Origin of the sequence: Deinococcus alpinitundrae (genome assembly GCF_009982895.1) — a bacterium.
Taxonomy (GTDB): Bacteria; Deinococcota; Deinococci; order Deinococcales; family Deinococcaceae; genus Deinococcus; species Deinococcus alpinitundrae.
Map to the genome: position 1 here is coordinate 1 of NZ_WXZL01000037.1, position 26,261 is coordinate 26,261.

Below are 26,261 nucleotides of genomic sequence, written 5' to 3' on the forward strand. Positions count from 1 at the left end.
TTCCAGTCTTGGCTATGTCCCCCCTGCCGAGTTCGCTGCCCGCTATCATCCAACCTAGAAGTGACTTGCCTGCTGGTCCTGCGTTTTGGGTTCACTCCACAGACTCTGTAAGAAGTCCCACAGACTCTTACTTGACGGATCGTGCGCACACCGCCCACCAGGAGCTGAAGATGACGCACTTATTTCCCCCAGGACGTGTCCTGCTCAGTCAGGTGGTCTCGATCAATGCTGAAGTGACAGTGCTGCTCGATGCTCAGTGGCGCGTCTTCTCTTGCAATCCAGCCGCGCAGGCAGTCCTCAGTGCTTCGGCGGAGATTGTGTTGGGGCAGGAGGTGTTTGCCTGGATTCATCCTGATGACCACCTCACCTTGAAGAACTCGCTCCAGCACAGTCCGGTCATGGATGCTGCCGAAAGCGTGCGGGTGCGCGTTCGGCGGGCGAACGGTGAATGGCTGTGGGTCCGCGCGTCATCCGTGTCGTTCCTGAACGATCCAAACGTGCAGACCACGGTGCTGCAATTTCACCCGGAGCAGCGGCTCCAGGATAAGCACCGCAGAGCGCTGTGGGAAATGGCTCAGGCCGTGAACAGCACCTACGTTCTCCCCGAGGTCATCAGCGCGCTCCTGACCAGCGGCGTTGAAGTGCTCGGTGCTGGCGCAGGGAGTATCCGCCTGATCAGCGCCAACGGGCAATACCTCGAGTTGGCCAGTGACGCGGGCTTTTCAACTCAAAGTACCGTACTGGACAGCCTCCTCCCCCTGACGCTCAAGATGCCGGTCACGGATGTGGCCCGGAGTGGTGAAGCGCTCTTCATGAGCAATCAGACGTTCCAGGCCCTCTACCCGGAAATTCATGCGCAGCATGGCCTGGAATTTCAGAGTGTCGCTGTCCTGCCACTCATGGTCGGCAATCGCCTGCTCGGCGTGCTGGCGCTTTTGTTCCACCAAAATCACAAGTTTGACGTTCAGGAGCAGACCTTTTTGCAGATGGTCGCTCAGTTGTGTGCGCCGGCCCTGGACCGCAGTCGCCTCGCTCAGGAACTCAAGCGTGAACAGGACTGGTCACGCGCCGTCAACCTCAACAGTTCCGATATCGCTACCATTCTGGATGACCAGGGACTGATCCGTTACCAGAGCGGGTCCATCGAACGCATTCTGGGGTACTCCGCAACCGACCTGCTCGATCAGAGTATCTACCCATTGATTCACCCGGACGATCACCCTCAGGTGCAGCAGGCTCTGGTGCAGCTCTTTCCAGGCAGCGACCCGGTCACCTTCACCTACCGCGGTCAACACCAAGACGGTCACTGGGTCTGGCTCGAAAGCATCGGCGCTGACCTCCATCACCAACCACATGTCAATGGTGTGCTGGTCAACTCCCGGGATGTCAGTGCCCGCGAAGAAGCCCGTCTGGTGCAACAAGACATCCTCGAGCGTCTGACCGTCAGCGAACGCAACTTCAAGCGCCTGGCCGACCACGCCAGCGACCTCGTCCGCCAGTACGCCCTCGACGGCAGTGTGGTCTACGCCTCGCCGACCGCGCGCGACCTACTCGGTTACGACAGTGAAGACCTACTGGGACCCGACCCTCTGCATCACGTACACGAAGAGGATCTCCCAGCCCTTCAGGAAGCCTTTCAGCGCCGCTTCAGCGCTGGTTTCGAGCAAGAAAAGTTCGAGTACCGTTTGCGGCGCCGAGATGGAACGTACCTGTGGGTGGAGACCGTCTTCAAAGCCGTACGCGACCCGGAAACCCAGCAGATCACCGCGTTCATCGATACGTCCAGGGACATCGACCAGCGCAAGCAGGCCGAGCAGCATCTCAACGTCCAGCTGGACCGCTACCACCACCTGCTGGACTTCACCGCTTCCTTGGAGCAGCTGCGTGATCCGGCGGCCCTCACGGCCGAAGCGCTGCACAAGTGCCTGGAACTCACCGAATACGACTACGGCTACGCTTTTGCCTGGAGCGGCTCCGGCTTGACGTTCGAAGCTCAGGCGGGGATGACGTCGGCGGCCATCAGTGACTTCATGGATGAGCTTCGCCTTCACAGGTTGACGCCGGCCGTTGATCAGGCCATCCGACGAGCAAGCCCTGGCCGATGAGCTGCTCGCTCACCCATTGCATCCGGAAGTCCACCGACTCCTGCTCCTTTTCCCGCTCAAGCGCCTCACGTTCACGGCCACGCTCAGCGCAGAAAGCACCCCCAAAGTCATCACGCTGGCCTTGAGACTCGACGACGGACGGCACTACAACAATCCCGCTGGCGCGTATGTCGCCCAGCACCAGTCCGACGAAGTCTCGGCACTCTGGGCCGCGCTGCACTACAAACTTGGCCGGCACATGACGCTCCGCGCTGCCGCGCTGGGCAGTTGGTCGTACAACGCCCTGTTGGAGAAGCAGTATCAGGCCGCGAGAGAACGCCGCGAGGTGGTCAGTACGCACGCCCTGAGCAGCCCGGAGGCCTATTTCGCAGAATTGCTCGCCGAAGCGGTTGTGCGGCAGGCTGATGACCCACCATCGGCCATCTTTAACGTTACCCTTGACCTCTAACCAATGATCTGAGTCTGAAAACGAAAGGAAAGGAAAGTCCCTAGATCGTACAGACGACTCAGGAGCACTTCAGTCGGAACTGCCGTTCGCCGCAGAATCTGATCCAATTCCCCCGTGCGGAATTGGAACAGCCGCGCGAAGATCATGAGCCAGCGACCACCCAGAGCGACCCCGCGTTCCTAGAACGGATCACCGTCAATTACGTCCGGCATCAGCTCACGTGCTACGAGGACGATCTAGCCACGTTGGCTCCACCGTCATTTCCTGCGACGGGACCCAGATCGCCTACCGGACGGTCGGCAATGGTCCCTCGGTTATCGTCGTCCCGGGGGTCCTCTCAACTGCGTCGACGTACGCCGACTTTGCCGATGCGCTCTCCTCGTCTTTCACGGTTCATACCATCGAACGGCGGGGACGTGGGCTTAGTGGCTCGCAAGGAAAAGACTACAGCGTTCTCAAAGAGCGAGAGGATGTGCTCGCGCTCCAGAATGCGACTGGAGCGCGCTTCCTTGTGGGCCACAGTTACGGCGGCCTCGTCTCCCTCGAGGCGGCGCGCTCGAACCTCGAATTCTCGCGCGTCGCCGTCTACGAACCTGGCGTATCGGTTGAAGGGTCAATCAGCACGCACTGGACGGCTGCCTACCAGGAGAGGCTGAAGCAGGGCAAGCTGCTCGATGCCTTTGTGGAGTTTACGTTGGGAACCGGCCCTGACCGTATCCGCCGAACGCCAAGGTGGCTCATGAAGCTGATGATCCCACGGGTCGTGAAGCCCAGGGAACTCCAGGAAATGCTCAGTCTTCTCCCGGAAAACCTGAACGAACACCTGGCCCTGGCGGCGCTCGACAGTACGTACCACAACTACCGTGAGGTGGAAGCGGAGGTCCTGATCATGCTGGGGGGACGAAGCGGGTTCAAATGGGTAGAGACGGCGGTCACTCAACTCGGCCGGATTTTGCCCTTCTCCGAAACGAGGCTCTTCCCGACCCTTGACCATTTTGGCATCAATGAGGGGGAGACCCAGGAAGTGGCCCAAGTGATCAGGGACTTTTTCCTGCGTTAGCGTTTTCCCGGCCCTCCAGCCAGACCAGCCGGAGCACCACCATACTCACCCCGGGCTGATCCATCTGGTTGGGTTGGCCACGGACAGCCGCGGATCTCTTGAGGGTTACGTCCTTCTGCTGAGCAGGGCGGTGAGGCAGTCTCTACGCGCTTTCCACATTTGCTCAAAAACTTGCATTTCCGTTTGCAGAATAGAAGGCATCGGCTGCGGGGACAAACCGAGACGGCCGGCAATTCGTCCGGTCTCTGGCGGCTCTGCCCGGTACTAAGCTGATTCGCCGACCTGTATCCGTTCCATCAGGGCCCGCTGGTCAACAGACAGGGGGCCAAAGGCTGAGAGGCTTTGTTCGGTCGTCGCCTGGCTGCATTCAGGGCGCCTGAACGGAGTCGAGCGCAATTCCAGAAAGAGCGGGGTAGACCAGAACTGCACCGTTCCGACTCTCCCTGTCGGCTTTCAGCCTCAAGCCCCAGATGAGTCAACGAGTGAGCTTGGAACCGGTTGTCGGGACCCAATGAAGGGGTAAGGCGGAGTTCAGGTGTGGCCTGGCATGGCACCGCCTGGAGGTATACACCGCTGGGATACCGGGTATCCCATTTTTTGTGTACACCTTCGTTGCTGAAAGGTGTACACATCTCTTACAATACCTATATGGCCGTCAAGGGGTCGGACCCCACCCTGAAAATCCGTGAGTTACGGTCCACCCTAGCAGAAGTGCTGCAGCAGGTCGAGAACGGGCAACGGGTGCTGGTCGAGAAGTACTACACGCCAGTGGCGGCCATCGTTCCGATCTCCGACTATCTGGCCCTGAGACGGTTGGATGCCAGCCGCACGCAGACTCAACTTACAAAGGAGAAGCACATGGCCCACCGCATCGTCGTGACGAATATCTCAGGCGGCGAAGGCAAGACTTCGGTCACTCGAGAACTCGCCTTCGCCCTACTCGAACAGGGGTACAAAGTGGCGCTGATGGACACCGATCCTCAGGCTTCGCTGACAAAATCTCTGGGCCTGCACGACGAGGAAGGCGGACTTGGTCGCGACGAGATGCCGGGTTTTCAAGAGAAGCACACCGTGCTCGGTGCCTTTCAGAAGGAAAGCGGGGAAGGTCGGCTCGGCCCTCCGATTCAGCTGATGGACCTTGACATCTGGGTGTCGAACGACCACCTCTACGGTGCCGACACCCTGATCGCCAGTGACCTGTCTCGCCTAGGGAACCTGAGGGAAGCCCTGGATGAGGTCTCCGATCAGTACGACTTCGTGTTGATCGACACCAAGCCTGGAATCACACCGCTGCTCAACGCCTCGGTCGCCGCGGCTGATCATTTGATAGTGCCGATCTCCGGAGACAAAGGAACGGAGAACCTCGACAAGATCGTCCGGTTGATCAAGGCGGCCCGGGGTTTTGCGCCGAGAATCGGGGTTCGAATGTTCGTTCCGAACCGGGTGCGGGGCAACACACGGGTCTATAAGGAGTTGCTGGAACTCATGCAGAGTTACAAGACGGTCGCGCCGCTCTCCAGCCAGATCCGCGATAGCGTGATCGTGATGGAAGCGGCCCGGGCAAGAAAGTCGGTCTTGAAATACCGGCCGGGGTCCGAGGTGGCGCAGGATATCCGGAACGTCGCCCAAGATCTGCTGATGCTGCTGGGGGTCGTCGCTGCGGAGTCGGCCACCGGAGGCCAGTCATGACCCGCAAGCTGGGGTCCGGTGCGGCCGTCAACCCGATGGCGATGATGGAAGAACTGAACGCCAAGGCACTGGACGCTGAAGTGGCCCTTCAGGAAATCACGGTCGTCCCGGGATTCAATCCCCGCCGTCTGCTGTCGGATGACGCCCTGCAGGCAGATGCTTTGGCGGACCTCACAGAAAGCATTCGGACGTATGGACTGATCCAGCCGCTGATCGTACGCCGGAAGGGCACCCAGATCCAGCTGATCGCAGGGGAGAGGCGGCTTGGGGCTGCGCGACTCGCCGGATTAAAGAAGGTGCCGGTGATGTTCCTCGAGGTTGACGATGATCAGGCCTATGAGATCGCGGTCCTCGAGAACGGCCAGCGCCAGGATCTCGACCTAGTGACCGAGACGCTGATCGGCTTCGACCTGCTCTCCAGGCGCCTGAAGATGGATCAGGAGGCGGTGGTCGCATACCTCAATGCAGTCCGGAAGGGCCGGCGGGAGGATGACCTGCAAGTCGAACCGCTGCTCCGCAGGTCCTTCGGCACCGGGATCACCGCCTGGTCTCAACGGCGCGCCTCAATCCTCAAGATGCTTCCGGGCGAGCACGCAGCCATTCGTCAAGGACAGGTCGATACCAAGGTCTGCGCCGAACTCGTGGTCCTTGGGACGGATGTCGGGCAGCGGGCCCTGCTCTTGCAGCGCGCCATTAACGAAAAGCTCAGCGCCGACCAGATGCGCCGTCTGGTCCGGGACATCCTGAACAGGGAAGACCAGGGGTCCCGGTCCCTGTCCACCCGAATCCAGGCTGTGAAAAAGGATCTTCCCAGACTGACACGCCTCACCGGGACAGAAGCCGTCAGGGCAGATAAATTGATCGCTGATCTGGAAACGAAACTGTCCGCTCTTCTGCACCCCTGACCGTTGGTAGCTGATCTTCAGGGCCGTGGGATACCGGGTATCCCACGGCCCTCAGGTTTCGTCGACAGTGGGGCACCGTGCCCTCACCGGAGTACAACCAGCCGTCAGATCCGCAGCTTCACCCGGCGGACCGGCTCCCGGTGGTTGGCCGGACTACAGGAGTCCGGGCGGAGGCCGGCATCAATGGATCAGACAGGAGCGGCCAAGCTCCGAGGTCGGAGCCTGGCCGCTTCACTCTGCGCCTGCACGCCACATGCACTCATGACGGCCAGCCGGCGAAGAATCCGGGCCGTTGCCTCGTCCACAGGGAAGAAACACTCCAGAGCCAGCTCGGACAGCGTGACGTCCACCGGCGTCCCGAACACGGTGGTCGTGCTTATGAGAGACAGGATTCCCTGCGGCGTGACCAGTCGGAGTGGAACTGCGATTTCCAGCTGAGAACGCGGGGCTGGCGACGGACCCGGCTGCCGGGGCACCGGGTAGCTCTGAAGTTCCTCCAACAGCGCCAGCAACACCGGATCCGCGGTGAACTCCACCTGCTGGCGCGGCTCCGCCAGCAGGTGGGCGCGCCACTGGGCAAGATTCTCGATGCGCGGAGCGATGCCTTCCGGATGGAGGCTGAGACGCAGGACGTTCACCGGCGGTACCAGAAGCCTGGGTGCCACCTCCACCAGCAGCGTGTCCACCGCATGGTTGGCCGCCACCAGCGACCAGTGCCGGTTGATCGCCAGCGCCGGATACGGCTCATGACCCTTCAAGATTGCCTCCACCGCCTGCCGCGCCGCGCCCAGGTCCGACAGGGCCTGCTCCGGAAAGATGGGGGCGTATCCAGCTGCGCTGAGCAGCACATTCCGCTCCCGCAGGGGCACCGCCAGGGACTCAGCCAGATGAAGCACCATTCCCCAGCTGGGCACTGAGCGCCCGGTTTCGACGAAACTCAGATACCGGGATGAGATGTCCGCCTCACCGGCCAGGTCGAGCTGACTCAATCGGCGCCGCACTCGCCACTGGCGCAGCATCTCACCCACCGTGCCCTTCACCTGTGTCATGGAGCGATCATATCGGCCGACTGCCACATATTCCATGACCTCAGAGGTAATCGACGCTATCGCCTGCACAGGCCACCATAGGGACCAAGCCCAGCGACGAGCCGATGCCCGACCGTCGGGCCACAAGGAGCAACCCATGACTGAAGTTACGGACCTGGCCGACCGATACATCACCATCTGGAACGAGACAGACGCCACACGGCGCCGTGAACTGATTGCGCAGACGTGGACCGAGGACGCAAGCTACCTGGATCCACTTATGCAGGGAGAGGGGTGGTCGGGCATTGACGCGATGATCGAAGCGGTGCAGACACAGCTTCCCCAGCACCGGTTCCGCCGAACGAGCGAAGTGGACGAGCACCACGGCCAGCTGCGGTTCTCCTGGGAAATTGGACCCCAGCCTGGCAAACCGGTGGCCGTGGGCGTGGACTTCGCCACAGTTCAGGGCGACCGCTTGCGAACCGTCACCGGTTTCCTGGATGGCGTACCGAGCGCGCCCGAGCTTGCCGGCTGAGGCAAAAGAAACAGGCAGCCCCGATGCCCGGCTTTCAGAGCGGGAAGCTGCCCTTCCTTAGCGTCTCGGGCAACCGTGCGCCATGAACACGATCCACCAGGAGCACTGATGGTCACATACGCCGTAGCGCATTTGCACCACCTCACTCCCGATCCGGCCATCACCGAGTACCTTGAGCGGATCGATGCCACCCTCCTTCCGTTCGGAGGCCAATTCGTCGTCTACGGCACCCAGGTGGAGGTTCTGGAAGGCTTGTGGCAGGGCGACCTGATTATTATCGAGTTTCCTGATCGCCTTCAGGCGCGCCTGTGGTACACGTCAACCGCCTACCAAGCCATCCTGCCGCTGCGCACCAGCCATGCCGAGGGAAACGTGATCATGGTCGACAGGGTCGGACCCGGACACCGGGCGACCGACGTGCTGGCTGCCCGGCCATAGACTCGGTCAGCACGGCCTGACCTGGTGGCCACAAGGGAAGCAGACAGGGTGCCCGCTCAGATGAAAAGGAAGCTGGTGTTCCGGAGGCGGTTTCCGGTAGACCAACGCGCCGGACGGATGCTGGAGGGTCCAGTGGCTTCCTCTCAGTCCGAGGCGCTTCTCAACAGGGCGCCACTGGCGAGGCCGGTACAGCTTTCCCGCGCAGGGCCGCTCCTCCCTCGACCTAAAGTCCGTGCTCGGAAGCAGGGAAGATCAGGACGTTCACTCCAGTCTCACCCCGGAAAAGGCCCCTCGTTCATGCGGTATGGGGTACATCCCTGGACCGCACGTCCGTCTGGAAGACCGGCCACCCAGTGGAGATCCAGCCGTCGGGCGGCCCACGGCTGACTCGCTGAGCCAAACCCACAACCTTCACGAAGCCCGACAGCCACAGCCGCCCTCAGGGACCACAGCAGGCCCGGGGCCCACAATCACCTGACTCCCCGGAGAAACCCCTCAGCGCCCATCACACGTATTGACAAGTATTGGCGCGCACCGGCCAAACTTCAGACGGTCGTGATCAAACGGGTTGATGAGCCGGCCACCGCAGTTCAACTGCTAAAAACCGGCGACGCCGACCAGTTTGTGGTTGGCTCCTATGCGCGCAACGTGGCCAAACAGTTTGCCGGCCTGTCAAGCGTCAAAGTGATCGACAACATCGCCACCCTGGTACTGCAGACGCTGTTCATGAATTTCAATATTAAAGATAGTGCCAAGCTGGGCAGCGGAAAACTGGACGAGAAGGGCATTCCGGCGAACTTTTTCAGCGACCTCAACATCCGCCGCGCCTTTGCTGCCAGCTTCGACTACGATACATTCCTGAAAGACCAACTGTTGGGCAAGGGCGTGCTCAACAACACCGCCATGCAGACGTCCTTCCCAGGGTACGACAAGGCGCTGCAATACCATTTCGACAAGGCGGCCGCCACCACATCCTTCAAGAAAGCCTGGGGCGGAAAGGTCTGGGAGAGCGGCTTTACCGTGCCGGTATACTTTAACAGCGGCAATGCCAATCGGCAGAAAGCAGCCGAGGTGCTCAAACGCGGCGTCGAAGCGATCAATCCCAAATTCCATATTGACGTTCGCGAAACCCAATTCAGCCAGATCCTCGCGGATCAGGCCGTACAACGCGAATCGGTCTGGATGCTGGGCTGGCAGGCCGATTACGGAGATCCACACAATTTTGCCCAGCCGTTCCTGGCTTCGACCGGCAACTATCCCCAGAACACCGAGTACCGAAATCCAAAGATTGACAAGCTCATCGATCAGGCGGTAAGCATCAGTGATCCGGCCCAACGAGCGGCCCTGTACCGACAGATGATCCGGACCGGATTCAACGACGTGGCTGAAATTCCGATCTACCAGCCGGTGAATTATACCGCCCAGCGCGACTGGGTCAAGGGCCGCGTGACCAACCCCCTGTACGCCGGCGACATTTACTACTACACCAGCAAATAAGCCCCGGGCACCAAAGGGTCCGCCGCTTGGCCGACACGCTCCTGAAACCATGATCCACTGCCGGTTGCGCCGCAAACCCTGGAGGAACCCATGCTGACCTTCATCGTGAAACGGCTGCTCCAGTTGCCGATCACCCTCCTCGTTATCTTGATGCTGGTCTTCGCGCTAACCCAAGCACTGCCGGCCGATCAACGGGCCACGGCATACATCACCAACGAAAAACAGCTCAACCAGATCCCAGCGATCATTAAGACCTATCACCTCAACGAGAACATCTTCAAGCAGTACGGCGTATGGATAATACAGGTCCTGCACGGCAATCTGGGATACTCAACCAGTGCCCGGGAGTCTGTGGTACAGGCACTGGCGCAGTACTTCCCGGCCACCATCGAGCTGGTCACGGTGGCGATCGTCCCCATCGTGCTGTTTGGCGTGCTCTTGGGGATTCTCGCCGGCGTCTACCGCAACCGCTGGCCGGACCAGCTGGCTCGACTACTCGCCATCGTTGGCTCGGCAATGCCGAGCTTCGTGCTTGGGATTTTCCTGCTGGCCTGGCTCTACGGCGACCTCTGCAACTGTTCCCACCCGAGCGGATCAGCGACGTCCTGAGCTACTCGCTGCCTTCGATTGACGGATTTCTGCTGTTCCGCTCAGTCGGCCAGGGCAACTGGCCGGTGGTTGCAGATGTGCTGCGGCACATGGTGCTGCGGCACATGGTGCTGCCGGTGTTCATCCTGACCCTGATTTCCAGCGCACAGGCGGCCGAGAAGGCGGCCATCACTTCGTTCAAGAGCCGCACCATCTAAGCCATGATTGGCCAATTCTTTGCTGGCGGCAAGTCAGCTGAGGAGCAGAATCCATCTAAGACAATCCAGCCGCCTCTTCAGTCCTTCTCCACAACACGAAGGGTCACAGACACGGCCGCCTGGTTCCCAGTACCGATTTACTTGGCCCATTTGACGAGCCAGGATGCTGTTTCTTGCTGCGTCTAGCGGTCACTGTGGCAGCATTCGTTCGGCGGAATCTTCCGTCAACGGTCGTTACTACACTCCAGCTTCCGAGTTGAACTGGTCGAGACCTCGGGTTGAGGAAAATACAGACGAATGTGGCCTGTTCTCCCGGTGTTTTGCCGGAGCAGATGAATTTGGCCCTTTCCCGGGAACCGTGCCAGAAGAGCGTGCAGCATGGACACGACCGCGTTTACGACGAGCAGATGAATTTGGCCCATTTGGAGGAAGAGATGCAGATGAATTTGGTCTGTTCAGGAAGAGCCTACAGATGAATTTGGCCCATTTGGGGGTGACGGGTACAGATGAATTGGGTCCATTTGGCGGGGGCAATACAGATGAATTTGGCCCATTTGGGGGTGACGGGTACAGATGAATTGGGTCCATTTGGCGGGGGCAATACAGATGAATTTGGCCCATTTTGACGAAAATTGCAGATGAATTTGGCCCGTTCCGGTCTGAAATTGCAGATGAATTTGGCCCAATGCGTACCTTGGAACCCGTCTGGCACACTTATTCCACATTTTCCCTTGATGATGATCATCATGTAGTTTACAGATCATAAAGAATCAATTAGAGAAAATCATCTTCAAGGGAATACGGCACCTTGGCGTGGTCTGTTGCGCTAGACTCCCGGTACTTGAGGTCAACGATGCCCAGGTCGAAAACGGTGAAGATCTCTCCAGAGAGAATCAAAATTAAACCCAGCTCCCCTACGGCCTTGAAGCGATTTGATGAAGCGAATGTCGGTCGCCTGGGTCTGATTTCTATCCAGGAACGAATTCCCAGTACGTACACCAGTTGGACCCAGGATTTTGAAATCGAAGGCCGGCCGGCCAGCCTGAAGTGTGTGGCACCTGCAGAGTTCGGCGGCGTTCCGCACGGACTCGACGATGACATCGCCAACGCCCTGCGGCAGATCTACATCGATGCCGGTTCACCAGCCAATGGAGAGTTTCAGACCACCGCTTACAACATCATCAAAACGGCTGGTTTTCCAATCAATGGGCAGTACTACCGGCAGCTGAAAGAGTCACTCAACCGGCTCAAAGGAGCCACCTATACGGCGGCCGAATCATGGCGGGATGCGCGCCGCAACCGCTGGACCACCGTGAGCTTCAACTTCATCGAACTGCTGCGCTATGTCACCAATGTGGAGGAGGGCGCATTTTCCAACAGCACGCCGATCACCATCCGGCTGGCTGAACCGATCGTTCAATCAATCCGAGCAAATTACGTGCGGCCCTATGATTATGAATTCTCCCGCAGCCTGAAAACTTCGGTTACCCGGGCGGTGTACCGGCTGCTGGATGCCAGCCGCTACTCGCCGCACGATATTCAAAGACCGCAAGCGATCCTGACGTTCGGGCTGATCAAGTGGGCTGAGGAATGCAAGATCAACGACCGCACGCCCAAGCGGGTGCGGCGCACCCTGGATAGCGCCCATGATGAACTGATGGAACAAGGCTACCTCAAGGAGGTGGTGTACACCGGACGGGGGGCGAAGCAGATGATCAGCTATATCTTCTCTGACTTGACCGAAATCGGGACTGTGTCGGTCCTGCTCGACGAGCGCCCGGCGGTCAATGCCCTGGTGGAGTACGGAATTACCCGGCCAGCTGCGGCGAAACTGGTCAACCAGTTCGGCGAGAAGCGGGTGCTCGACCGGATTCAAATGTTCGAGGCCATTTTCCGTAACGGCAAGGCCCGACCCAACAATATCCCCGGATACCTGACGGACGTCGTGCGTGACGACAGCGGGAAGTACACCGATCCGCGTTCTGCTGGCGGCCAGTCGGGAGACGGGGCCACCGGGACGCCGCGCAGAAGCGCCCGGCAGCGGGCCCAAGAGACCGAGGAGAAAGCCCAGCAGGACCTGGAAAGCCGCTTGCTGGGCTCACGCGAGGAGCATGTCCTAGATGTAATGAGAGCCTTTCGGGTGACGTTGAAGAGCCAACTCAAAGAACAGGAATTTCAGCACCTTGAATCGATGCTGCTCACGTCGGAGGTGGACATCAAGGAATTTAAGGACCGCATCTTTGCCCTCTCATTTCGGGCGGAAGCGGGAGCTGCGGCCGCTCAGGCGCGGAATTTCATGATGCGCGGCGTGCTCGATCCAGAACGTTGATCTGCCCTGGCAGCTCCCAGACAGCGCACGGTAGAGCTCCTGGCTCTATCCTGAGGAATGGTTTGGGAGTTCGTTGTGTGGGGTGCACGGCATCGGGGGCAGGTGGTAGGGGCGCAGGGGGCCTGCATGGTGACGGGGCGACGGTGGCACCGGCAGTGACCTGAGCCAGGCCCAGTGGGATCGGCGTGGAGGCAACGGTGTGGGTGAAGCGGCCCGCGTTCGCCCGGGGAAAGATCTCCGCTTCACGCACCTTGACGGCCATGACAGGTCCCAGCGTACTGACGAGGGCCAGGAGGACACGCCGGCATACCGGACGAATCGCCGGAGGCGGAGCTGAGGATGGCCCTGTCGGAGAACGATGATCTCGTCCACCGTCAGAGCCGCCGCATTTTTCGCGAGATGTCCAACGCCAGTTCCTTCTTGGCCAGGGTACGCTTCAAACGGTCGTTCTCTCAGTACAGCAGTCCCACACGTTGATCCGTTCTGTCCCCAACAAAGCGGGCACAGTCCGCCCCAGAAACTGCGTTTCCACGTGTGAATCTGGCTTTCGTTATCCACATGCTGCTGGGCTGCCTCGGCCACGCCAAGTCGGCGACATCGGCCCTTACGTTGTGGCAAGTTCGTGCGTTGGGGCGAGTCGTGGGACGCTTGGCTCAATACAAAGCGGATTCTATTGCCTTTAAACCGCCCTACGAGGCGTCTATTCCGCGTGTTGTGTGTCGGGGATGATATTCAGGTCCAAAGGCAGTACCGCTAACCCCTTCACAGCCCTCCTGTGCGCCGCTAGAAGCGTTAGACGACTTGAGCACTGTAGCGGGGCCGCTCAAGGACCTCACTGCACGATCTGGCGTGTCATGTCATCGGGGCTAAAAAGTACGCGGTGCAGCCTTCACAAACCCGATCAAGCTGCCCAGCGGCGGGCCCGCCAATGAAGCCGCTGCCAGGCCTGCCGAAAGAACAGAAACCTGCAGTGCGGCCGCTGGTAGTCGGGTGCCATCGTCAAGCGCTTCAGCGCGCTGTGCCGGGTGGTACGGGTGGGGTCGGCGTGTGCAGTGACGATGAACGGTTGCTGCTGTGCCGAGATTTGGCTGCGGTTGCCATCACCTAGAGGCTGCCAAGCACCGGTTTGAAATTCTGCCCAAGCACGGCAGTTGGCTGAATGCTGTCGAGATCGAGTTCGCTGTGCTGTCACGTCAATGTCTGGATCGTCGGATCGACAGTATGGAGCGGCTTCGCAGCGAAGTCGAGGCCTGGTCGAGGAAGCGCAACCAGAAGCGGGTGGGCGTAAAGTGGCGGTTCACCACCGATGATGCCCGCCGAAAGCTGCCCTGCCTCTACCCGAAAATTTCATCAAATCCTTCTTGACGGACTACTAGGGTTCCAATGCGACTTCACGTGCCGCCGAGGCCATCTCGGCGTGCCGCATGGCCACTCAGGCGTCTCATGGAACGTGAACGCGCTCGGATCGGTGTCGCCCTCCAGCACATGGGCCAGGGGATTTGGTCATCATGGCGACGGATTTCGGTGTGTTGGAGACCTGGAAACGCTACAAGCTTCGCTGGTCGGTGGAATGCACCTTTGGCAGCCTTACAGCCAGAGGGCTCAACCTGGAACGCACCAGGGTCAGCCAACCCAAGCGCCTTGAACGGCTGTTCAGTTTGGTGACCCTGGCGTGGCTCAGCTGCTTGCGGATCGGCGTATAGAGGCATGAGGCAAACCCAATTCGTGTTCTGGCCGACAACCATACATTGCAATCAGCGACTGAGGCGAGGACCACAGGACGGCGTGGAAGACCGGAGTATCCGAACGAAGCCACGAGAAAAGGGGCGCTTGTTGGATTCGGTCAGGCGTTCAAGAGTGGGCCGGGCCTGTCTGTAGCCCGTCAAAACGCCGCAGCAAGCCCCGTCAATTGCGCCGGTACACGTAAACTTGCCCGCGCTCGTCTTCCAGAAACAGCAGGTAGTTTGATGCGTCGCGCTCATCGGCGTTCAGGCGCAGGTCATAGCGGCGGTAGCGGTAAGTGTGGGTTTCCAGTGGCTGCTTTTGCACTGTACGCGTCGTTTTGCCGCCAGTTGAAGACGAGATGAAGGTGGTGGCATGGCAGACGCTGCAATTGGCCCGCACCAGGTCGACGTGCGCGCCTTCCACCAACGCCGGGGTGTCTTGCGTGAGGCTGCCGATGCTGTAACTGGCGTCGGTGGTGTAGGCCGGAGCGGTGACCTGATCGATCACCCGACGTGATTGGTCGACGTACTGCACGGTCTGCACCTGATCTGGGGACGCCGCGACTACGGGCGGGTTGGTACGAACGGCGGCGGCGGCAGGGGCGGCCTGAACCGCGACTGCCGGTTTGGACGGGCTGGCGGTAGAAGCTGGCTGGGGCGGCACGCCCGCTGTGGTCGCCTGGGGTGAGGCGGTCGCAGGCAGCGTGGCTGTGGTTGCCGGTTTCGCCGCCGCCACCCCAGGAATGATCACGTTCGACAGCGGAATGGCCAGGGTGACCACGACGGCTGGGAAGAGAATGCCCCAGAGCACTGGATATTTCATACCGTTCTCCTCAACCCGCCTGACCGACGACGATCTTCTGGCGCTCGATGGTGTTCCACAAGTACCCTGAAGGATTCCAGATGGCCGTATCGGTCTGCAGTGCTCCGCTGGCGTCGGTGGCCCGGACCGCCACGGTATACGTTCCCGCTTGCTTGGGCGTCCAGGCGAAGCTCCAGGGGCGGAAGGCGTACTCGCCGTGGTCTTCTCCGAGCTTCGCGTCTTTCCACGTCTTGCCGCTGTCGGTGGACACTTCGACCTTCGTCACCGCGCCCCGACCACTTAGAGCTAGACCCTGAATGCTCATCGGCAGACCGGCCTGCACCTTGACCGTTTCGTCGGGTGTCACGATGAACGAGCGCACCGGCATACTGCCGACTGGCCTGAACTTGACACTCTTCTCCTTGACGGCCTGCAGCGTGGTCGTGCCCTTCAGGTTGTCCGGTTGCAGGTAGGCGGTGGCCATCCAGAAATTGCTGTCCTGCTCCGTCAGCACCCGGATGAAACTCAGGGTCTTCATCCAGTAGGTGGCAAAGTAGCCGGGAACCACCAGCCGCACCGGGAAGCCGTTGACCAGCGGCAGCGGCTGGCCGTTCATGGCGTAGGCCACGATGCAGCGGTCCAGCACCGGATCGTCAAGATTGAGGCTCTTCTTGTACTCCGCGCCACCGCTGCCCGGCGCGCCCGCGCCCTTGTCCAGACCCTGAAACTGAATCTGAACGCCGCCTGCCTTGACGCCCGCTTTCTTCAGGAGGTCGCGCAGCCGCACGCCGGTCCAGGTGGCGCAGCCCATCGCGCCGTTGCCCCACTGTCCGCCGGGGCAGCGCGGCTGAAACCGGGCGCGGCTGTTGCCGGTACATTGCAAGACCGCGTTGACACTGACCGGCTCGAACTCGCGCAGCAGTTGAGCGAAGCTGAAGTCCACCGCTGTCTCCACGTGGCCCCCGAGCTTCAGCCGCCAGGTGGTCAGGTCGATGCTGGCCGGGAAGAGGGCCAGGTTCGAGCGGATGAAAAAGGCCGACGCGGGCGTGAAGGGACTTTGAAAGTAAGCGCGGGGCGTTTCGTAGAGCGGCGGGCGGTCCACCAAGCGGATCAGCGGCACTTTCTTCAGCGGCACTTTCTGCGGCAGGGCAATCAGCGGCCCCAGGCCGTTCCAGCCCTCCAGGGCCGTGGGGCCGCTGAAGATCGGCGCGTCGGGCGTCTGCACGGCACGCTGGGCCAGGGCATTCTGACCGAGGGCCAGCGCCACACCGGTACTGCCCAGCAAGGTCAACGCGGCGCGGCGGGTCAGGGGGGCAGCGGGGTCATTCATAAAGCCTCCAGTCAGCGGGTCAGGGAAAGGGGGATACCGGTCAGCAGCGTTCAGTGCAGGGGCTGGCCGGTTTCGCTGGAGAGCGGCTGGCTCTGAAACAGGTGGCCGTGCCAGGCTCCGTGAAGGGTGCGGCCCGCAACCAGCACCCACAGCGCAGCCAGCAGCGCCACCATCACTTGCCCCAGGGTGCTGAAGAAGGCGAGGTGGGTCAGGGCGGCCAGGCCGAAGGTAGACGCGGTGTAAACCCCAGCGGGAAGGTCAGGCCTCACCAGCCGAGGTTGAACGGCAGGCCCGTCTTCAGGAACCGCAGGGTGGTGAGGGTGGCGAGCGCCAGCCACCAGGCCCCGAAGCCCCACAGCACCAGAGCGCCCAGCAGTCCTGCGCCGGTCACCACCGGGGCCAGTTCGCCCAGGTTCTGCGCCGCCAGCACGCGGGGAGCCGCCGCGCCGAGTTGCAGCAGGGCCAGCGCTCCGGTGCCCAGCGGCCCCAGCGGCAAGAACATGCTGACGCCCAGCTCGGCCCCCGGCAGCTTGTGCTGCGCCAGGCGCAAGACCAGCAGCGTGATGATCATCAGCGCCAGCGGCACCGACAAGGCGAACAGCACGTAGCCGCCGTAAATCAGCAGGGTTGCGGCGGCCACGCTCAGGTGCGGTGTGATCAGCCCGGCGCTGGCGGCAGCTACTTCCGAGGCCACCACCGGCAGCAGCCAGACGGCAGTCATCCGCTCAAGCGCGTGGTCTTGACGGGTGAACATCAGGTACGGCACCAGCAGGCCGATGCCTGCAGCCAGCAGCGCGTCGAAGATCCACAGGTCACGGGCCAGCAGCGCGGCCCCCTCGCCCCACTGCGGCACCCCGAAGGTGATGAAGCCGTTGATGACGGTGGCCAGCCCCATCGGAACGGCTCCCAGGAACATGCTCTGCACCGGGTGGCACAGGGTAGCGCGGCACTCGGCGGGGTACTGGACCATCCGGGCAATCGCCAGCAGCGTGAAGAGGAGCAGCAGGCCCATGTTCAGCCACCAGAGGCCCTCACCGATGGCGGCGCTGCCCGCAAAGGGCAGTTTGGGCAGCATCAGCGACACGATGCCGGTGCCCATGTTGACGGTGAACCAGTTGGGGGTAAAGCCCCGGATGGCCTCGCTGGGCGCGGCCAGGCGCGTGAAGGGAGATAAAGTGGTCATGCCCTCAGCTTAGAAGCCGAGCTTAATAAACTCAAATAGGCATTCTCTTGCCATATCCAAAAATAATTTATATTTGGATATGGCTCTCAACCCCGAACATCTCCTGACCTTCGTGCGAGTCGCCCGGCTTGGCAACTTGAGCGCGGCAGCGGGCGAACTCAACCTGACGCAGCCGGCCGTCTCGAACCAGATCAAACTGCTGACCCAGGCGGTGGGCGAACCGCTGTTGACCCGTCACCGCTTCGGTGTGCGGCTGACCCCGGCGGGCGAGGGGCTATTGCCGCACGCTATTGCGGTGAGCCGCGCCCTCGACGGAGCCCGACGTTACGCGGCCGATCTGCGGGGCTTGGAACTCAGCGTGCTGAACATCGCCGCCAGCAGCACCATTGCGGCGGCCCTGCTGCCAGGCGTCCTGGCCCAGTACCATGCCCGCTTTCCCGGCGTGACCCTGCGGGTGCAGCAGGGCAACACCCACGACGTGCTGGCCTTACTGCTGGCCGGGGACTGCGAGCTGGCGCTGATCGAGGGGTCTGCCGGAACGCTGCCCGCCGACCTGATCCGGCGCACCTTTGCCCACGACTCCCTGCGGCTGGTAGTGGCCCCGTCGCACCCACTGGCCGGAAATGGGCCGCTCACGCCCGCCCAGCTGAGCGGCCTGGGGCTGGTCTGGCGGGAAGCGGGATCGGGCACCCGTGAGGTGGCCCAGGCGGCGTTGGAGCGGGCGGGAATTGAGGTTCATGAGGTGCTGACCCTGACAGGCAGTGAGGCAGTTAAGGAGGCTGTGATCACCGGCCTGGGAGCGGCCTTCATGTCGGAACTGATCGTCCGGCGGGAGGTGGCGGCGGGCGTGCTGGTGAGTCCGCCGCTAGATCTGCCCGGCCTAAACCGCGATCTGGCCGTGGTCAGCACCCCGACGGAACTGCTGTCTAGAGCCGTTCAGATGTTCGTGACCCTGCTCGGGCCAGACGAATGAAGGACCACAGCGCACTCCCTGACGCTTCTGGTCTGGGCCTGCGCAGCTGGGTTGCTGGGGCTCCCTGGCGAGCACCGCGCTTCTGGGAAACCCAGGGGGCGTAGGGTAATCCAAGCGCATGTCCGTTCCAGCCGCCGTGTAACATGTTGACCTGTGGACGCGCTCCCCGGTGAGTGCGGGGCGAACTTCAGCCCGGACAGTCTCCGACTTGCATCGCGGACGAAATGCGGGTTCCATTCGACCCGGCGGCCAGATCCCAGACGGGAGGAGTGGCGTCCGCACGGGCGTCCGTTCACGACGGGAGGAGTGGCGTCCTCATAGGCGTCCACTTACGGCGGCAGGAGGAGGCGAAAGGACGGGTTTCGCGGTACGGACATGCAGGCGGCACTTTCCCGACGATACGGGAATCAAGCACAGTCCGCATCACATCAGAAGAAATGCGCTGAGGCGAAGCACTTGCTCTCACATCAAGAACTGCATCCAAGGTCATTGCCCCACGCATAGAGGAAGGTATGTATGCTGCGCCCACTCCCCACCGTTCCCAGCATGCGCCTGCGCCGCTCGAACCGCCTGTGACCTCTACCGAACCCACGCCGTTGCCCTTGCCCGACACGGCGCATCAGCAGCTGATCGTTCAACTGCGCCATGAACACGAGGACGCGCTCAAAGCCCTCTATGACAGTCTGTCCGGCGTGACTTACCGGGTCTGCCTGCGGATGCTGGGCACGCCCGAGGATGCCCAGGAGGTCTTGCAGGACACGTTCGTGCGGCTCGCGGACCGGGCAGACCGCTACGATCCGTCGCGGGGCACCGTCCGGACCTTCGTGCTGACCATCGTCCACCACCTCTGTTTGGAACGGCTGCGCACCCGCCGTTCCAGACCCGTGCGCGAACATGACCGCGAAGGCGAGGAAGCGTTCGATCTGCCGTCCCAGGCTGCCCGCGACCCGCTCGATGCGGCGCTGGTGCAAGCAGCCCTGACGGCGTTGCCGGACACCGACCGGGCGCTGCTGGAAGACATGTTCTTCGGCGGCTACACCCACGCGGAGATCACCGCCCGCACCGGCCTGCCGCTCGGCACCGTCAAGAGCTGCCTGCGCCGCGCCCTGCTGAAACTCAGAGAAAGGATGCTGCCATGACCCGCCCCGACGACCATCCGACCGACCTGCTGCCTGATTACGTCCTCGCCAGCCTCGATCCGGACCAGGACATGACCGTGGACACCCACCTGCAAAGCTGCGCCGATTGCCGCGTCGAGGTGGCCCGGCTGCGGGAAGCCCTGTTCTCACTGGCCGACGACCTGCCAGCCGTCGCGGTACCGGAAGGCCCCTGGAAGGCGATTCAGGCCCAGCGGAGCCGCAGTTCTGCGCAGGCACCGCCTTCTTCGGCACCTTCAGTGTCAGTACGCTTGCGGCGGTTTCCAGTCTGGCCTCTGGCGGCGGCCATCGCGCTGATCATGGCAGTGGGAGGCTACACGCTGGTCAGCACCCGGTCTGGCGTTCAAACGGCGCAGGCGAGCGCCCGGCACTGGCTCGCCCAGGGAGCCCGGCTCCTCACCCTGACCTCCAAGAACGGCCAGCCTTACGGTTCCATGTATGTCAGGCCCGACGGCAGGGCGCTGCTGGTGCTGAACAAGAAAGCTGCGCCGGGCCAGGTTTATCAGGCCTGGGGGCGGCAGGCGAGCGGGCCGCGTGCGGGCGTGCCGACCAGTCTGGGCCTGACGGGCGGCACGGTGATGGAGGTGTCCTGGCGGGGCTACGACTCGGTGGGCGTGAGCATCGAGCCAGCGGGAGGCAGCCTCGCTCCGACCCACCCGCTGGGCCGGACCCGGTTGCCTGAGAGTTGAGGGCATCCAAACGCACCGCTGATCGTATACGGGGGCATGGAGGCAGCACCATGCGAATCCTGGCCCTGACGCTCGCCCTGTTTCCCAGCACCACCCTGGCCCACGACCTGGGCCGCCTCGACTTTCCCGAATAGAGATGACGATGTTGGCGTGGCTGATTTCCACGTTCCTTCCAAAAAAAAGGTCACCCGCAGGTGGGCGAGAGAAGTGAGCGCTCCGCGGCGCACCGCCACCGCGGGAGCCCCCGCCGCGGAGGGGGCCTGCTGCCAGTGACTCAGGGCACTGGGGACATTGGTGTAGAGGATATACCCGCCCAGCAAAACCAGAAACGCCGCAAAGGAGCGTCTCAGCGTCTGCTGCGAGAGAAAGCGCGACAGGTGATTACCCGCCAGGCTTCCCAGAACGCCGATGCCACCCAGCAGCGCAATCAGGTTCCAGTGCAGCACATGCGTGCCGCTGAGCGCGTGCATGGCAAAGCCCATGGCGGAGTTCAAGGCGATGATGACGAGGCTGGTGCCCACGGCCGCCGTCATCGGCAAGCCGAGCAGCAACACCAGAGCCGGCAAGATCAGAAACCCCCCGCCTACGCCCACCACACCGGTCAGCACGCCCACGCCGAGCCCCGCACTGAGCACCTGCCACCAGGGCCGGACGGACGCTTTAGCGGTGTTCGGGGCCGGCTTGAACATCCGCGAGGCCGCGACCAGCATCAACACGGCAAAGATCAAGAGCTGCAAAGCGGCCGGCAGGGTGTGGCTGAGCAGCGTGCCCAGAAACGTGCCGGCTAGACCTGGCAAGCCGAAGAGCAGTACCGCACGCCAATCGGTGCAGTGCCGCCAGGCGCAGGGCACCGCCCCGATAAGGGCGATGAAGCCCACCACTGCCAGGCTCTCGGTGATGGCGAGCTTGGGCGCCTCGCCGACGAGGTAAACCAGTACCGGCACCGTCAGAATGCTGCCGCCGGACCCTAGCAAGCCCAGGCTCAGACCAATCACGACAGCGCCGATCCAGGCCAGCATCATGGGCGGGACACTTCGGGCAGATACGGGTACTCAAAACACATCACGAAGACTCCAGAACCGCGCACTTTACTCGATGGTCAGGCCCGAACGAATCCAGCCCGCGGTGCCTCCGAGCAGGTTGGCGACCTTTCCTACCCCGTTCGCGGCGAGGTACTGCGCCGCCTGGGCCGAGCGCCCGCCACTGCCGCACACGACGACCAGTGGCCCTTGCAGCGTGCTGGCCTGATCGGGCAAGGTGCCAAGCGGAATGTTCCGTGCGCCGGGGATATGTCCGCTGCCGTATTCCCAGTCCTCGCGGACGTCGATGACTTGCGCGCCGGATTGCTGCAGCGCTTGAAGTTCCTGTGGCGTGATGTCTTGGTACATAGTGATGTCTCCACTGGGTAAAGCACAGGATTGAACTGCGCTGGATTTGTGATTCAGGCTAGGACGGTGGACTTGGCGGCGGCGTAACCACCTTCGAGGTCGATGATGTTGTCAAAGCCCTCAGCGCGCAGGAGGCTCACGGCGGCGGCGCTGCGGGCTCCGCCCTGACAGTGCACGATCACCGGGCGGTCGCGGGGAATCCGGCCGAGGTTGTGGATCAGCCGGCCAGCATGCAGCTGGGTGGCACCTTCGAGGTGCCCCGCCTCGTACTCGCTCTTCGCCCGCACGTCGAGCACAAAGGCTCGCTTCAGATCGAGGTTGGCAGCGGGCGTGGCTGGCTGCCGCTGGATCTTCAGACCATCCAGGCTGGTGAAAAAGCCAGTGAGATGGTCAATGCCGGTCATCCACAGGCGACGGCGAAGTTCGTCAGCCTGGTGCGGAGTAGAAGCGAGCAGCAGATATTCCTTGCTGGGATCCAGCAGCCAGCCCGACCACGTTTCAAAGGTCTTTCCCGCAGGCAAGTGTAAGCTGCCGGGCACCGCGCCCGCTTGATACGCCTCGCGAGTACGGGTGTCGATCAGACGCGTACCACTCTCTAATGCTGCCTGAACGTCCTGGCTAGATAGGGCCGTGAGCGGCTGCACGTCGCCGAGGAGCGCGGGCCCGGCTTTGTTCTGGCGCTTCATCCGGCCGTAATAGCTCGGCGCGTCCGGCTGGCCCTCGAGCAGGGCGTCAGTGAAGGTAGCCTCGTCCTGGTCGGCCAGGTCATCGGCCCACCAGGCGAAGTGGCGCTCATAGCCCACGGTGGTGTTTTCTACGGCGCCCAGAGCTTTGCCGCAGGCGCTGCCCGAACCATGGCCGGGCCAGATCTGCACGTAATCTTCGAGCGGCTGAAACTTCTGCCGCAGACTCTGAAACATCTGCTGTGCGCCGGCAAAACGGGTATCCTCGCCGCCGGCCGCTTCGTCGAGCAGGTCCGGGCGGCCCAGCTCGCCGACGAACACGAAGTCGCCAGTGAGCATAATCACCGGCTCGGGGGTCCGGGCGCCGTCGATCAACAGAAAGCTGAGGTGCTCGGGGGTATGTCCTGGGGTATGCACGGCCCGGAGCACCACGTTGCCCAGGCGGATCTCGCTGCCGTCGTGCAGGCCTTCATGGGCAAACGCATATTGCCACTCGGCGGCACCTTCGTCACTGAGGTAGAGCGCCGCGCCGGTTCGGGCAGTGAGTTCGCGGCTGCCGCTGAGGTAATCGGCGTGAATGTGCGTCTCGGTTACGGCCACGATCTTGAGGCCTTCCTGCCGGGCGAGGTCAAGGTAACGTTGAACGTCGCGCACCGGATCCACAACGACGGCTGTACCGTTTTGCTGGCAGCCGATCAGATACGAGGCTTGAGCCAGATCCGTGTCGTACAAGCGTTTGAAGAACATAGGTTTCCTCCGAGGCTGCTGACCTCCTGAAGCGTCAGGAGCCTTTGATGGCTCATCATATACCCCCCAGGGGTATTAGGCAAATAACTCTGGGGGTCTTATGGCTCGTCATGCCTCAACCCAAAATCTGCAGCGATTGACGCCCCGGTCAAATCACCAATATGCCGACCGGAACGGCGACCAGCTCAGGCTGATCAGTTCCACCCGGTTCACCATGACATCCAGATTGAGCCGTGCAAAAAATAAGTGAGGCCAGATCACCACGACGTCATCCCACGCCCCATGCTGCAGGTAACGAATGAACGCCCATCCAGCGGTAAAGTGCAGCGCCCTCCCAAACGCGGCGGCCTATCACCGCTGGCGTCGGAAGCTACACCCAGCACGCCCACCCGAATGCTCCGCTCAAGCGCCACCAACAGCATGCAAGGTCGTTCGGGCACATCCTGGTTACAGACGGCAAGGGATAGACCAGGCGGGTCGCCAGCTGCGTCAGAGGTTCGGTCCGTAGCCAATGTCTCAGCGGACGGTCATACCGTCAAAAGCGAGAGTACCCAGCCTTTTCTGTTGATGTACCGATTCAGAGGTTCAAGCCGGTGAAGCGCTGCTGGCCGCTGAGATTTTCTGAATCAGGGCTGCTTTTTGTGTGACGCCGATCACCGAGTCCACTGCTTTGCCGCCCTTAAAAATCAGCAGCGTCGGAATGCTCCGGACCTGAAACTGGGCGGCGCTTTGGGGATTCTCGTCCACGTTGATCTTGACCACCCGGACCTTGCCAGCCTGCTCACGGGCAATCTGTTCGAGCACCGGCCCCATAACCCGGCAAGGTCCGCACCATGGGGCCCAGAAGTCCACCAGCACTGGCACGCCGGCCTGGATATCGCTGGCAAAACTGGCGTCGCTGCCGTTATGGAGCCAGGGGAGGGCTGCGTGACAACGCGCGCAGACGGGAACCTGCCCGCCAGGAACTTGCTGTACTCGGTTCTTGCTGCCGCACTCCGGACAGATCAGCACGCCGCTCATGACACCCTCGCGGAGTGGGCGCGCAGGAACTTCGCCTGAGGTGGACGGGCCCTGGAAGCCTCCAGAACAAAACGGGTCATACGGAAATAATACCCTCATGGGGTATCATTTCGATGGCAGGAATATGAACGCTGACGTCGTTTCTCACGGTCTCTAAAAGGATGGTCAACATGACGAGCGCTCATCAGCTCACGGAGAGGCAACCCGACAAGCAACGTGTGCTCAACCGCCTGCGCCGCCTGGAAGGGCAGGTACGCGGGTTGCAGAAGATGGTGGAAGAGGAGCGTCCCTGTCAGGACATTCTGACGCTCCTCAGCGGCATCCGGAGTGCCCTCGATGCCACCGGTGACGCCATCTTTGAAGAGTACATCAATCGCTGTTTGATGGATGATGGAACGCCCTTGTCTCCGCAAGAACTCGTCAAGACGGCCCGCCTTTTACGCTGAAGTCCGCCAACACCAAAAGTGCCGGCGGGTCCATGTCGCAACTGCTCACCTTGAAGGGAGAGCCGAAATGATGGCGTCAGCAAGACCCGGGCCAAATAGCTGGCCCTCGGGGTGGTGCTACTCCGGCACGGCTCTGCCGACATGCTGTTGAGCGTGAATCGCGTCTCTGGCCGGATTGGCGGCACCTGAGAAAGGACGGTCTACTCGACAAGCCAGGCCTGCGCGGCAGGGTCGGCCGCGCAGGCCTCGGCGATGGTGTCGCAAACGGTGATGACGCAAGGGTCGAGGCGCTCATCCCTCAATTTCCCTTAGCCCAGAAAGACCTGCGGGCTGGTGTTGAAGTACTCAGCCAGACGCCGCACCGTCTCGACCGAGAAGGGGGTCTGGCCGCTGAGCAGGCGGCTGACGTTGCCCTGAGTGATGCCCAGGACTTCAGCCAGCTGGGTCTGCCGCAGGTCCCGCTGGTCCATCAGATAGGCCAGGACCCGGTGGGCCGGCGCGGCTGGTACGGGGTGGTGGCGCTCTTCATAGGCCGTGAGGCGGTCTCGCAGCAGCGCGAACAAGCTGCCCAGCGGGTGGCCGGCGTTCTCGCCGACCTCGTTCCAGACCTCCTCGAAGAGTTCGAGGGCCTGCTGGTACTGCGACTCGGTTTCGATAGGGGAAGCGACCTCACGGATCTCGAGCGGCAGCCTGGCCCAGGCCTTGAGCGCCTCGGCATGGTGGGTCATGGTGGGTTCTCCTCGGCGCGGTCACGGGCGCCAGTCGTCGTAGTCGCGGTGGGTCAGGAAGGCCTTGACAAAGAAGCTCTTGTAAGTGAGGTTCGCCCGCACGATCAGGCGGTAGTGGTTGCCCCGGATGTTGAAGATCACGTAGTCCGGGCCGACCCAGCTGGCGGTGGCGAAGGTCGCCTTGATCTCGGCGAAGCTGGCGAAGTCCGAGTGCCGGACGATGGTGTACCACTCCTCGAGGGCGCTGCGGGCATCGGGGTACTGCTCGGCGGCTTGCCGAAGGGTCGCGGCCGTGATGACATTCATGGGCATGACCAACGACAGTCTATGCGGAATACGCATAGTATGCAAGGTACGCATAGACCTGTCTGTGACAGCGGCAGTCTGGAGATGCTGAGGGGTTGCGAGAACGACCGACAGGGGGTCATCGGAGACCAAGAACAGCAGATTACTCTAGAGGCTAGTTGAGACGGGATCGAAGTTTGGCGGGATGATTTTGCCGCTGGCAAACTGGAGCGATGGATCGCCGTGCGTACCCGAGTGATGTCGAT

Annotated in this window: 26 protein-coding genes and 1 pseudogene; 16 read left to right on the forward strand and 11 right to left on the reverse strand. The window is 61.9% G+C overall.

Features of this window, described 5'->3' with window-relative positions; translation table 11 throughout:
- The 5 genes from GUI70_RS20230 to GUI70_RS20250 form a co-directional block, all read left to right on the forward strand.
- Window positions 1–2,105, forward strand: a 2,105-nt coding sequence (locus GUI70_RS20230; RefSeq protein ID WP_237725071.1) for a GAF and PAS domain-containing protein, incomplete at its 5' end; no start/stop codon positions are given.
- Window positions 2,068–2,553: a hypothetical protein gene (locus tag GUI70_RS20235; RefSeq protein WP_161884109.1), complete on the forward strand. Its 486-nt coding sequence runs from the start codon at window positions 2,068–2,070 to the stop codon at window positions 2,551–2,553. The genes GUI70_RS20230 and GUI70_RS20235, both read left to right, overlap by 38 nt.
- A gap of 220 nt (window positions 2,554–2,773) precedes the next feature.
- Entirely contained in the window at window positions 2,774–3,613 is an 840-nt protein-coding gene (locus tag GUI70_RS20240) for an alpha/beta fold hydrolase (protein WP_161884110.1), read from the forward strand.
- A gap of 648 nt (window positions 3,614–4,261) precedes the next feature.
- Entirely contained in the window at window positions 4,262–5,302 is a 1,041-nt protein-coding gene (locus tag GUI70_RS20245) for a type II toxin-antitoxin system prevent-host-death family antitoxin (RefSeq protein WP_161884111.1), read from the forward strand.
- Window positions 5,299–6,207, forward strand: a complete 909-nt coding sequence (locus tag GUI70_RS20250; protein ID WP_161884112.1) for a ParB/RepB/Spo0J family partition protein — start codon at window positions 5,299–5,301, stop codon at window positions 6,205–6,207. The genes GUI70_RS20245 and GUI70_RS20250 overlap by 4 nt, the downstream gene beginning before the upstream one ends.
- Window positions 6,208–6,395: 188 nt before the next feature.
- Here GUI70_RS20250 and GUI70_RS20255 read toward each other — a convergent pair whose 3' ends face one another.
- Window positions 6,396–7,256, reverse strand: coding sequence for a helix-turn-helix domain-containing protein (locus GUI70_RS20255; RefSeq protein ID WP_161884113.1), 861 nt, complete (start codon window positions 7,254–7,256; stop codon window positions 6,396–6,398).
- A gap of 136 nt (window positions 7,257–7,392) precedes the next feature.
- Here GUI70_RS20255 and GUI70_RS20260 point away from each other — a divergent pair, with 136 nt between their 5' ends.
- The 7 genes and pseudogenes from GUI70_RS20260 to GUI70_RS20290 form a co-directional block, all read left to right on the forward strand.
- Window positions 7,393–7,770 carry a nuclear transport factor 2 family protein gene (locus GUI70_RS20260; RefSeq protein ID WP_161884114.1) on the forward strand — a complete coding sequence of 126 codons (378 nt, stop codon included), beginning with the start codon at window positions 7,393–7,395 and terminating at the stop codon, window positions 7,768–7,770.
- A 108-nt stretch (window positions 7,771–7,878) separates the two neighbouring features.
- On the forward strand, window positions 7,879–8,208 hold the full coding sequence (locus GUI70_RS20265; RefSeq protein ID WP_161884115.1) for a DUF1330 domain-containing protein: 330 nt from the start codon (window positions 7,879–7,881) through the stop codon (window positions 8,206–8,208).
- Between the two features lie 513 nt (window positions 8,209–8,721).
- Window positions 8,722–9,705 carry an ABC transporter substrate-binding protein gene (locus tag GUI70_RS20270; protein ID WP_272952913.1) on the forward strand — a complete coding sequence of 328 codons (984 nt, stop codon included), beginning with the start codon at window positions 8,722–8,724 and terminating at the stop codon, window positions 9,703–9,705.
- Window positions 9,706–9,795: 90 nt separating this feature from the next.
- On the forward strand, window positions 9,796–10,314 hold the full coding sequence (locus tag GUI70_RS20275; RefSeq protein WP_161884116.1) for an ABC transporter permease: 519 nt from the start codon (window positions 9,796–9,798) through the stop codon (window positions 10,312–10,314).
- A 1,119-nt stretch (window positions 10,315–11,433) separates the two neighbouring features.
- Window positions 11,434–12,840, forward strand: a complete 1,407-nt coding sequence (locus GUI70_RS20280) for a replication initiator protein A (protein ID WP_161884117.1) — start codon at window positions 11,434–11,436, stop codon at window positions 12,838–12,840.
- A gap of 1,074 nt (window positions 12,841–13,914) precedes the next feature.
- Window positions 13,915–14,205 (forward strand): transposase, encoded by a 291-nt coding sequence (locus tag GUI70_RS20285; RefSeq protein WP_161884118.1) that lies wholly within the window; start codon window positions 13,915–13,917, stop codon window positions 14,203–14,205.
- A gap of 128 nt (window positions 14,206–14,333) precedes the next feature.
- Window positions 14,334–14,540: pseudogene (locus tag GUI70_RS20290) on the forward strand (transposase); the annotation flags it as partial.
- Window positions 14,541–14,745: 205 nt separating this feature from the next.
- On the opposite strand, the gene GUI70_RS20295 reads toward GUI70_RS20290, so the two are convergent.
- Genes GUI70_RS20295 through GUI70_RS20305 form a run of 4 tightly spaced genes read right to left on the reverse strand, consistent with a single transcriptional unit; the run spans window position 14,746 to window position 17,879 of the window.
- Window positions 14,746–15,387, reverse strand: a complete 642-nt coding sequence (locus tag GUI70_RS20295) for a cytochrome c (protein WP_161884120.1) — start codon at window positions 15,385–15,387, stop codon at window positions 14,746–14,748.
- A 10-nt stretch (window positions 15,388–15,397) separates the two neighbouring features.
- Window positions 15,398–16,696 (reverse strand): molybdopterin-dependent oxidoreductase, encoded by a 1,299-nt coding sequence (locus tag GUI70_RS20300; protein WP_161884121.1) that lies wholly within the window; start codon window positions 16,694–16,696, stop codon window positions 15,398–15,400.
- 50 nt (window positions 16,697–16,746) lie between these two features.
- The gene (locus tag GUI70_RS24605; RefSeq protein ID WP_237725073.1) at window positions 16,747–16,965 is read right to left on the reverse strand and encodes a hypothetical protein; all 219 of its coding nucleotides are present in this window, start codon (window positions 16,963–16,965) and stop codon (window positions 16,747–16,749) included.
- Entirely contained in the window at window positions 16,962–17,879 is a 918-nt protein-coding gene (locus GUI70_RS20305) for an SLAC1 family transporter (protein ID WP_237725074.1), read from the reverse strand. Before GUI70_RS20305 ends, GUI70_RS24605 begins: the two co-directional genes overlap by 4 nt.
- Before the next feature lie 79 nt (window positions 17,880–17,958).
- On the opposite strand from GUI70_RS20305, the gene GUI70_RS20310 reads away from it, so the two are divergent.
- The 3 genes from GUI70_RS20310 to GUI70_RS20320 all read left to right on the forward strand — a co-directional run bounded on the left by GUI70_RS20310 (window position 17,959) and on the right by GUI70_RS20320 (window position 20,698).
- Complete coding sequence (locus GUI70_RS20310; protein WP_161884131.1) at window positions 17,959–18,852, forward strand: LysR family transcriptional regulator; 894 nt, start codon at window positions 17,959–17,961, stop codon at window positions 18,850–18,852.
- Window positions 18,853–19,364: 512 nt separating this feature from the next.
- Window positions 19,365–19,991, forward strand: a complete 627-nt coding sequence (locus tag GUI70_RS20315; protein WP_161884122.1) for an RNA polymerase sigma factor — start codon at window positions 19,365–19,367, stop codon at window positions 19,989–19,991.
- On the forward strand, window positions 19,988–20,698 hold the full coding sequence (locus GUI70_RS20320) for an anti-sigma factor (RefSeq protein WP_161884123.1): 711 nt from the start codon (window positions 19,988–19,990) through the stop codon (window positions 20,696–20,698). Before GUI70_RS20315 ends, GUI70_RS20320 begins: the two co-directional genes overlap by 4 nt.
- Here the strand turns inward: GUI70_RS20320 and GUI70_RS20325 are convergent.
- The 4 genes from GUI70_RS20325 to trxA all read right to left on the reverse strand — a co-directional run bounded on the left by GUI70_RS20325 (window position 20,608) and on the right by trxA (window position 24,536).
- Window positions 20,608–21,720, reverse strand: coding sequence for a sulfite exporter TauE/SafE family protein (locus tag GUI70_RS20325; RefSeq protein ID WP_161884124.1), 1,113 nt, complete (start codon window positions 21,718–21,720; stop codon window positions 20,608–20,610). The two genes, GUI70_RS20320 and GUI70_RS20325, sit on opposite strands and share 91 nt — an antisense overlap.
- A gap of 66 nt (window positions 21,721–21,786) precedes the next feature.
- A complete protein-coding gene (locus GUI70_RS20330; protein WP_161884125.1) occupies window positions 21,787–22,086 on the reverse strand; it encodes a rhodanese-like domain-containing protein in 300 nt (99 codons plus the stop codon).
- A gap of 53 nt (window positions 22,087–22,139) precedes the next feature.
- Entirely contained in the window at window positions 22,140–23,516 is a 1,377-nt protein-coding gene (locus tag GUI70_RS20335) for an MBL fold metallo-hydrolase (RefSeq protein ID WP_161884126.1), read from the reverse strand.
- A 585-nt stretch (window positions 23,517–24,101) separates the two neighbouring features.
- On the reverse strand, window positions 24,102–24,536 hold the full coding sequence (gene trxA / locus GUI70_RS20340; RefSeq protein WP_161884127.1) for a thioredoxin: 435 nt from the start codon (window positions 24,534–24,536) through the stop codon (window positions 24,102–24,104).
- A gap of 170 nt (window positions 24,537–24,706) precedes the next feature.
- On the opposite strand from trxA, the gene GUI70_RS20345 reads away from it, so the two are divergent.
- Window positions 24,707–24,982: a metal-sensitive transcriptional regulator gene (locus GUI70_RS20345; protein WP_161884128.1), complete on the forward strand. Its 276-nt coding sequence runs from the start codon at window positions 24,707–24,709 to the stop codon at window positions 24,980–24,982.
- A gap of 308 nt (window positions 24,983–25,290) precedes the next feature.
- Here GUI70_RS20345 and GUI70_RS20350 read toward each other — a convergent pair whose 3' ends face one another.
- The gene (locus GUI70_RS20350; protein ID WP_161884129.1) at window positions 25,291–25,710 is read right to left on the reverse strand and encodes a helix-turn-helix domain-containing protein; all 420 of its coding nucleotides are present in this window, start codon (window positions 25,708–25,710) and stop codon (window positions 25,291–25,293) included.
- A 21-nt stretch (window positions 25,711–25,731) separates the two neighbouring features.
- Window positions 25,732–26,022 carry a type II toxin-antitoxin system HigB family toxin gene (locus GUI70_RS20355; protein ID WP_202630538.1) on the reverse strand — a complete coding sequence of 97 codons (291 nt, stop codon included), beginning with the start codon at window positions 26,020–26,022 and terminating at the stop codon, window positions 25,732–25,734.
- Window positions 26,023–26,261: the final 239 nt, after the last annotated feature.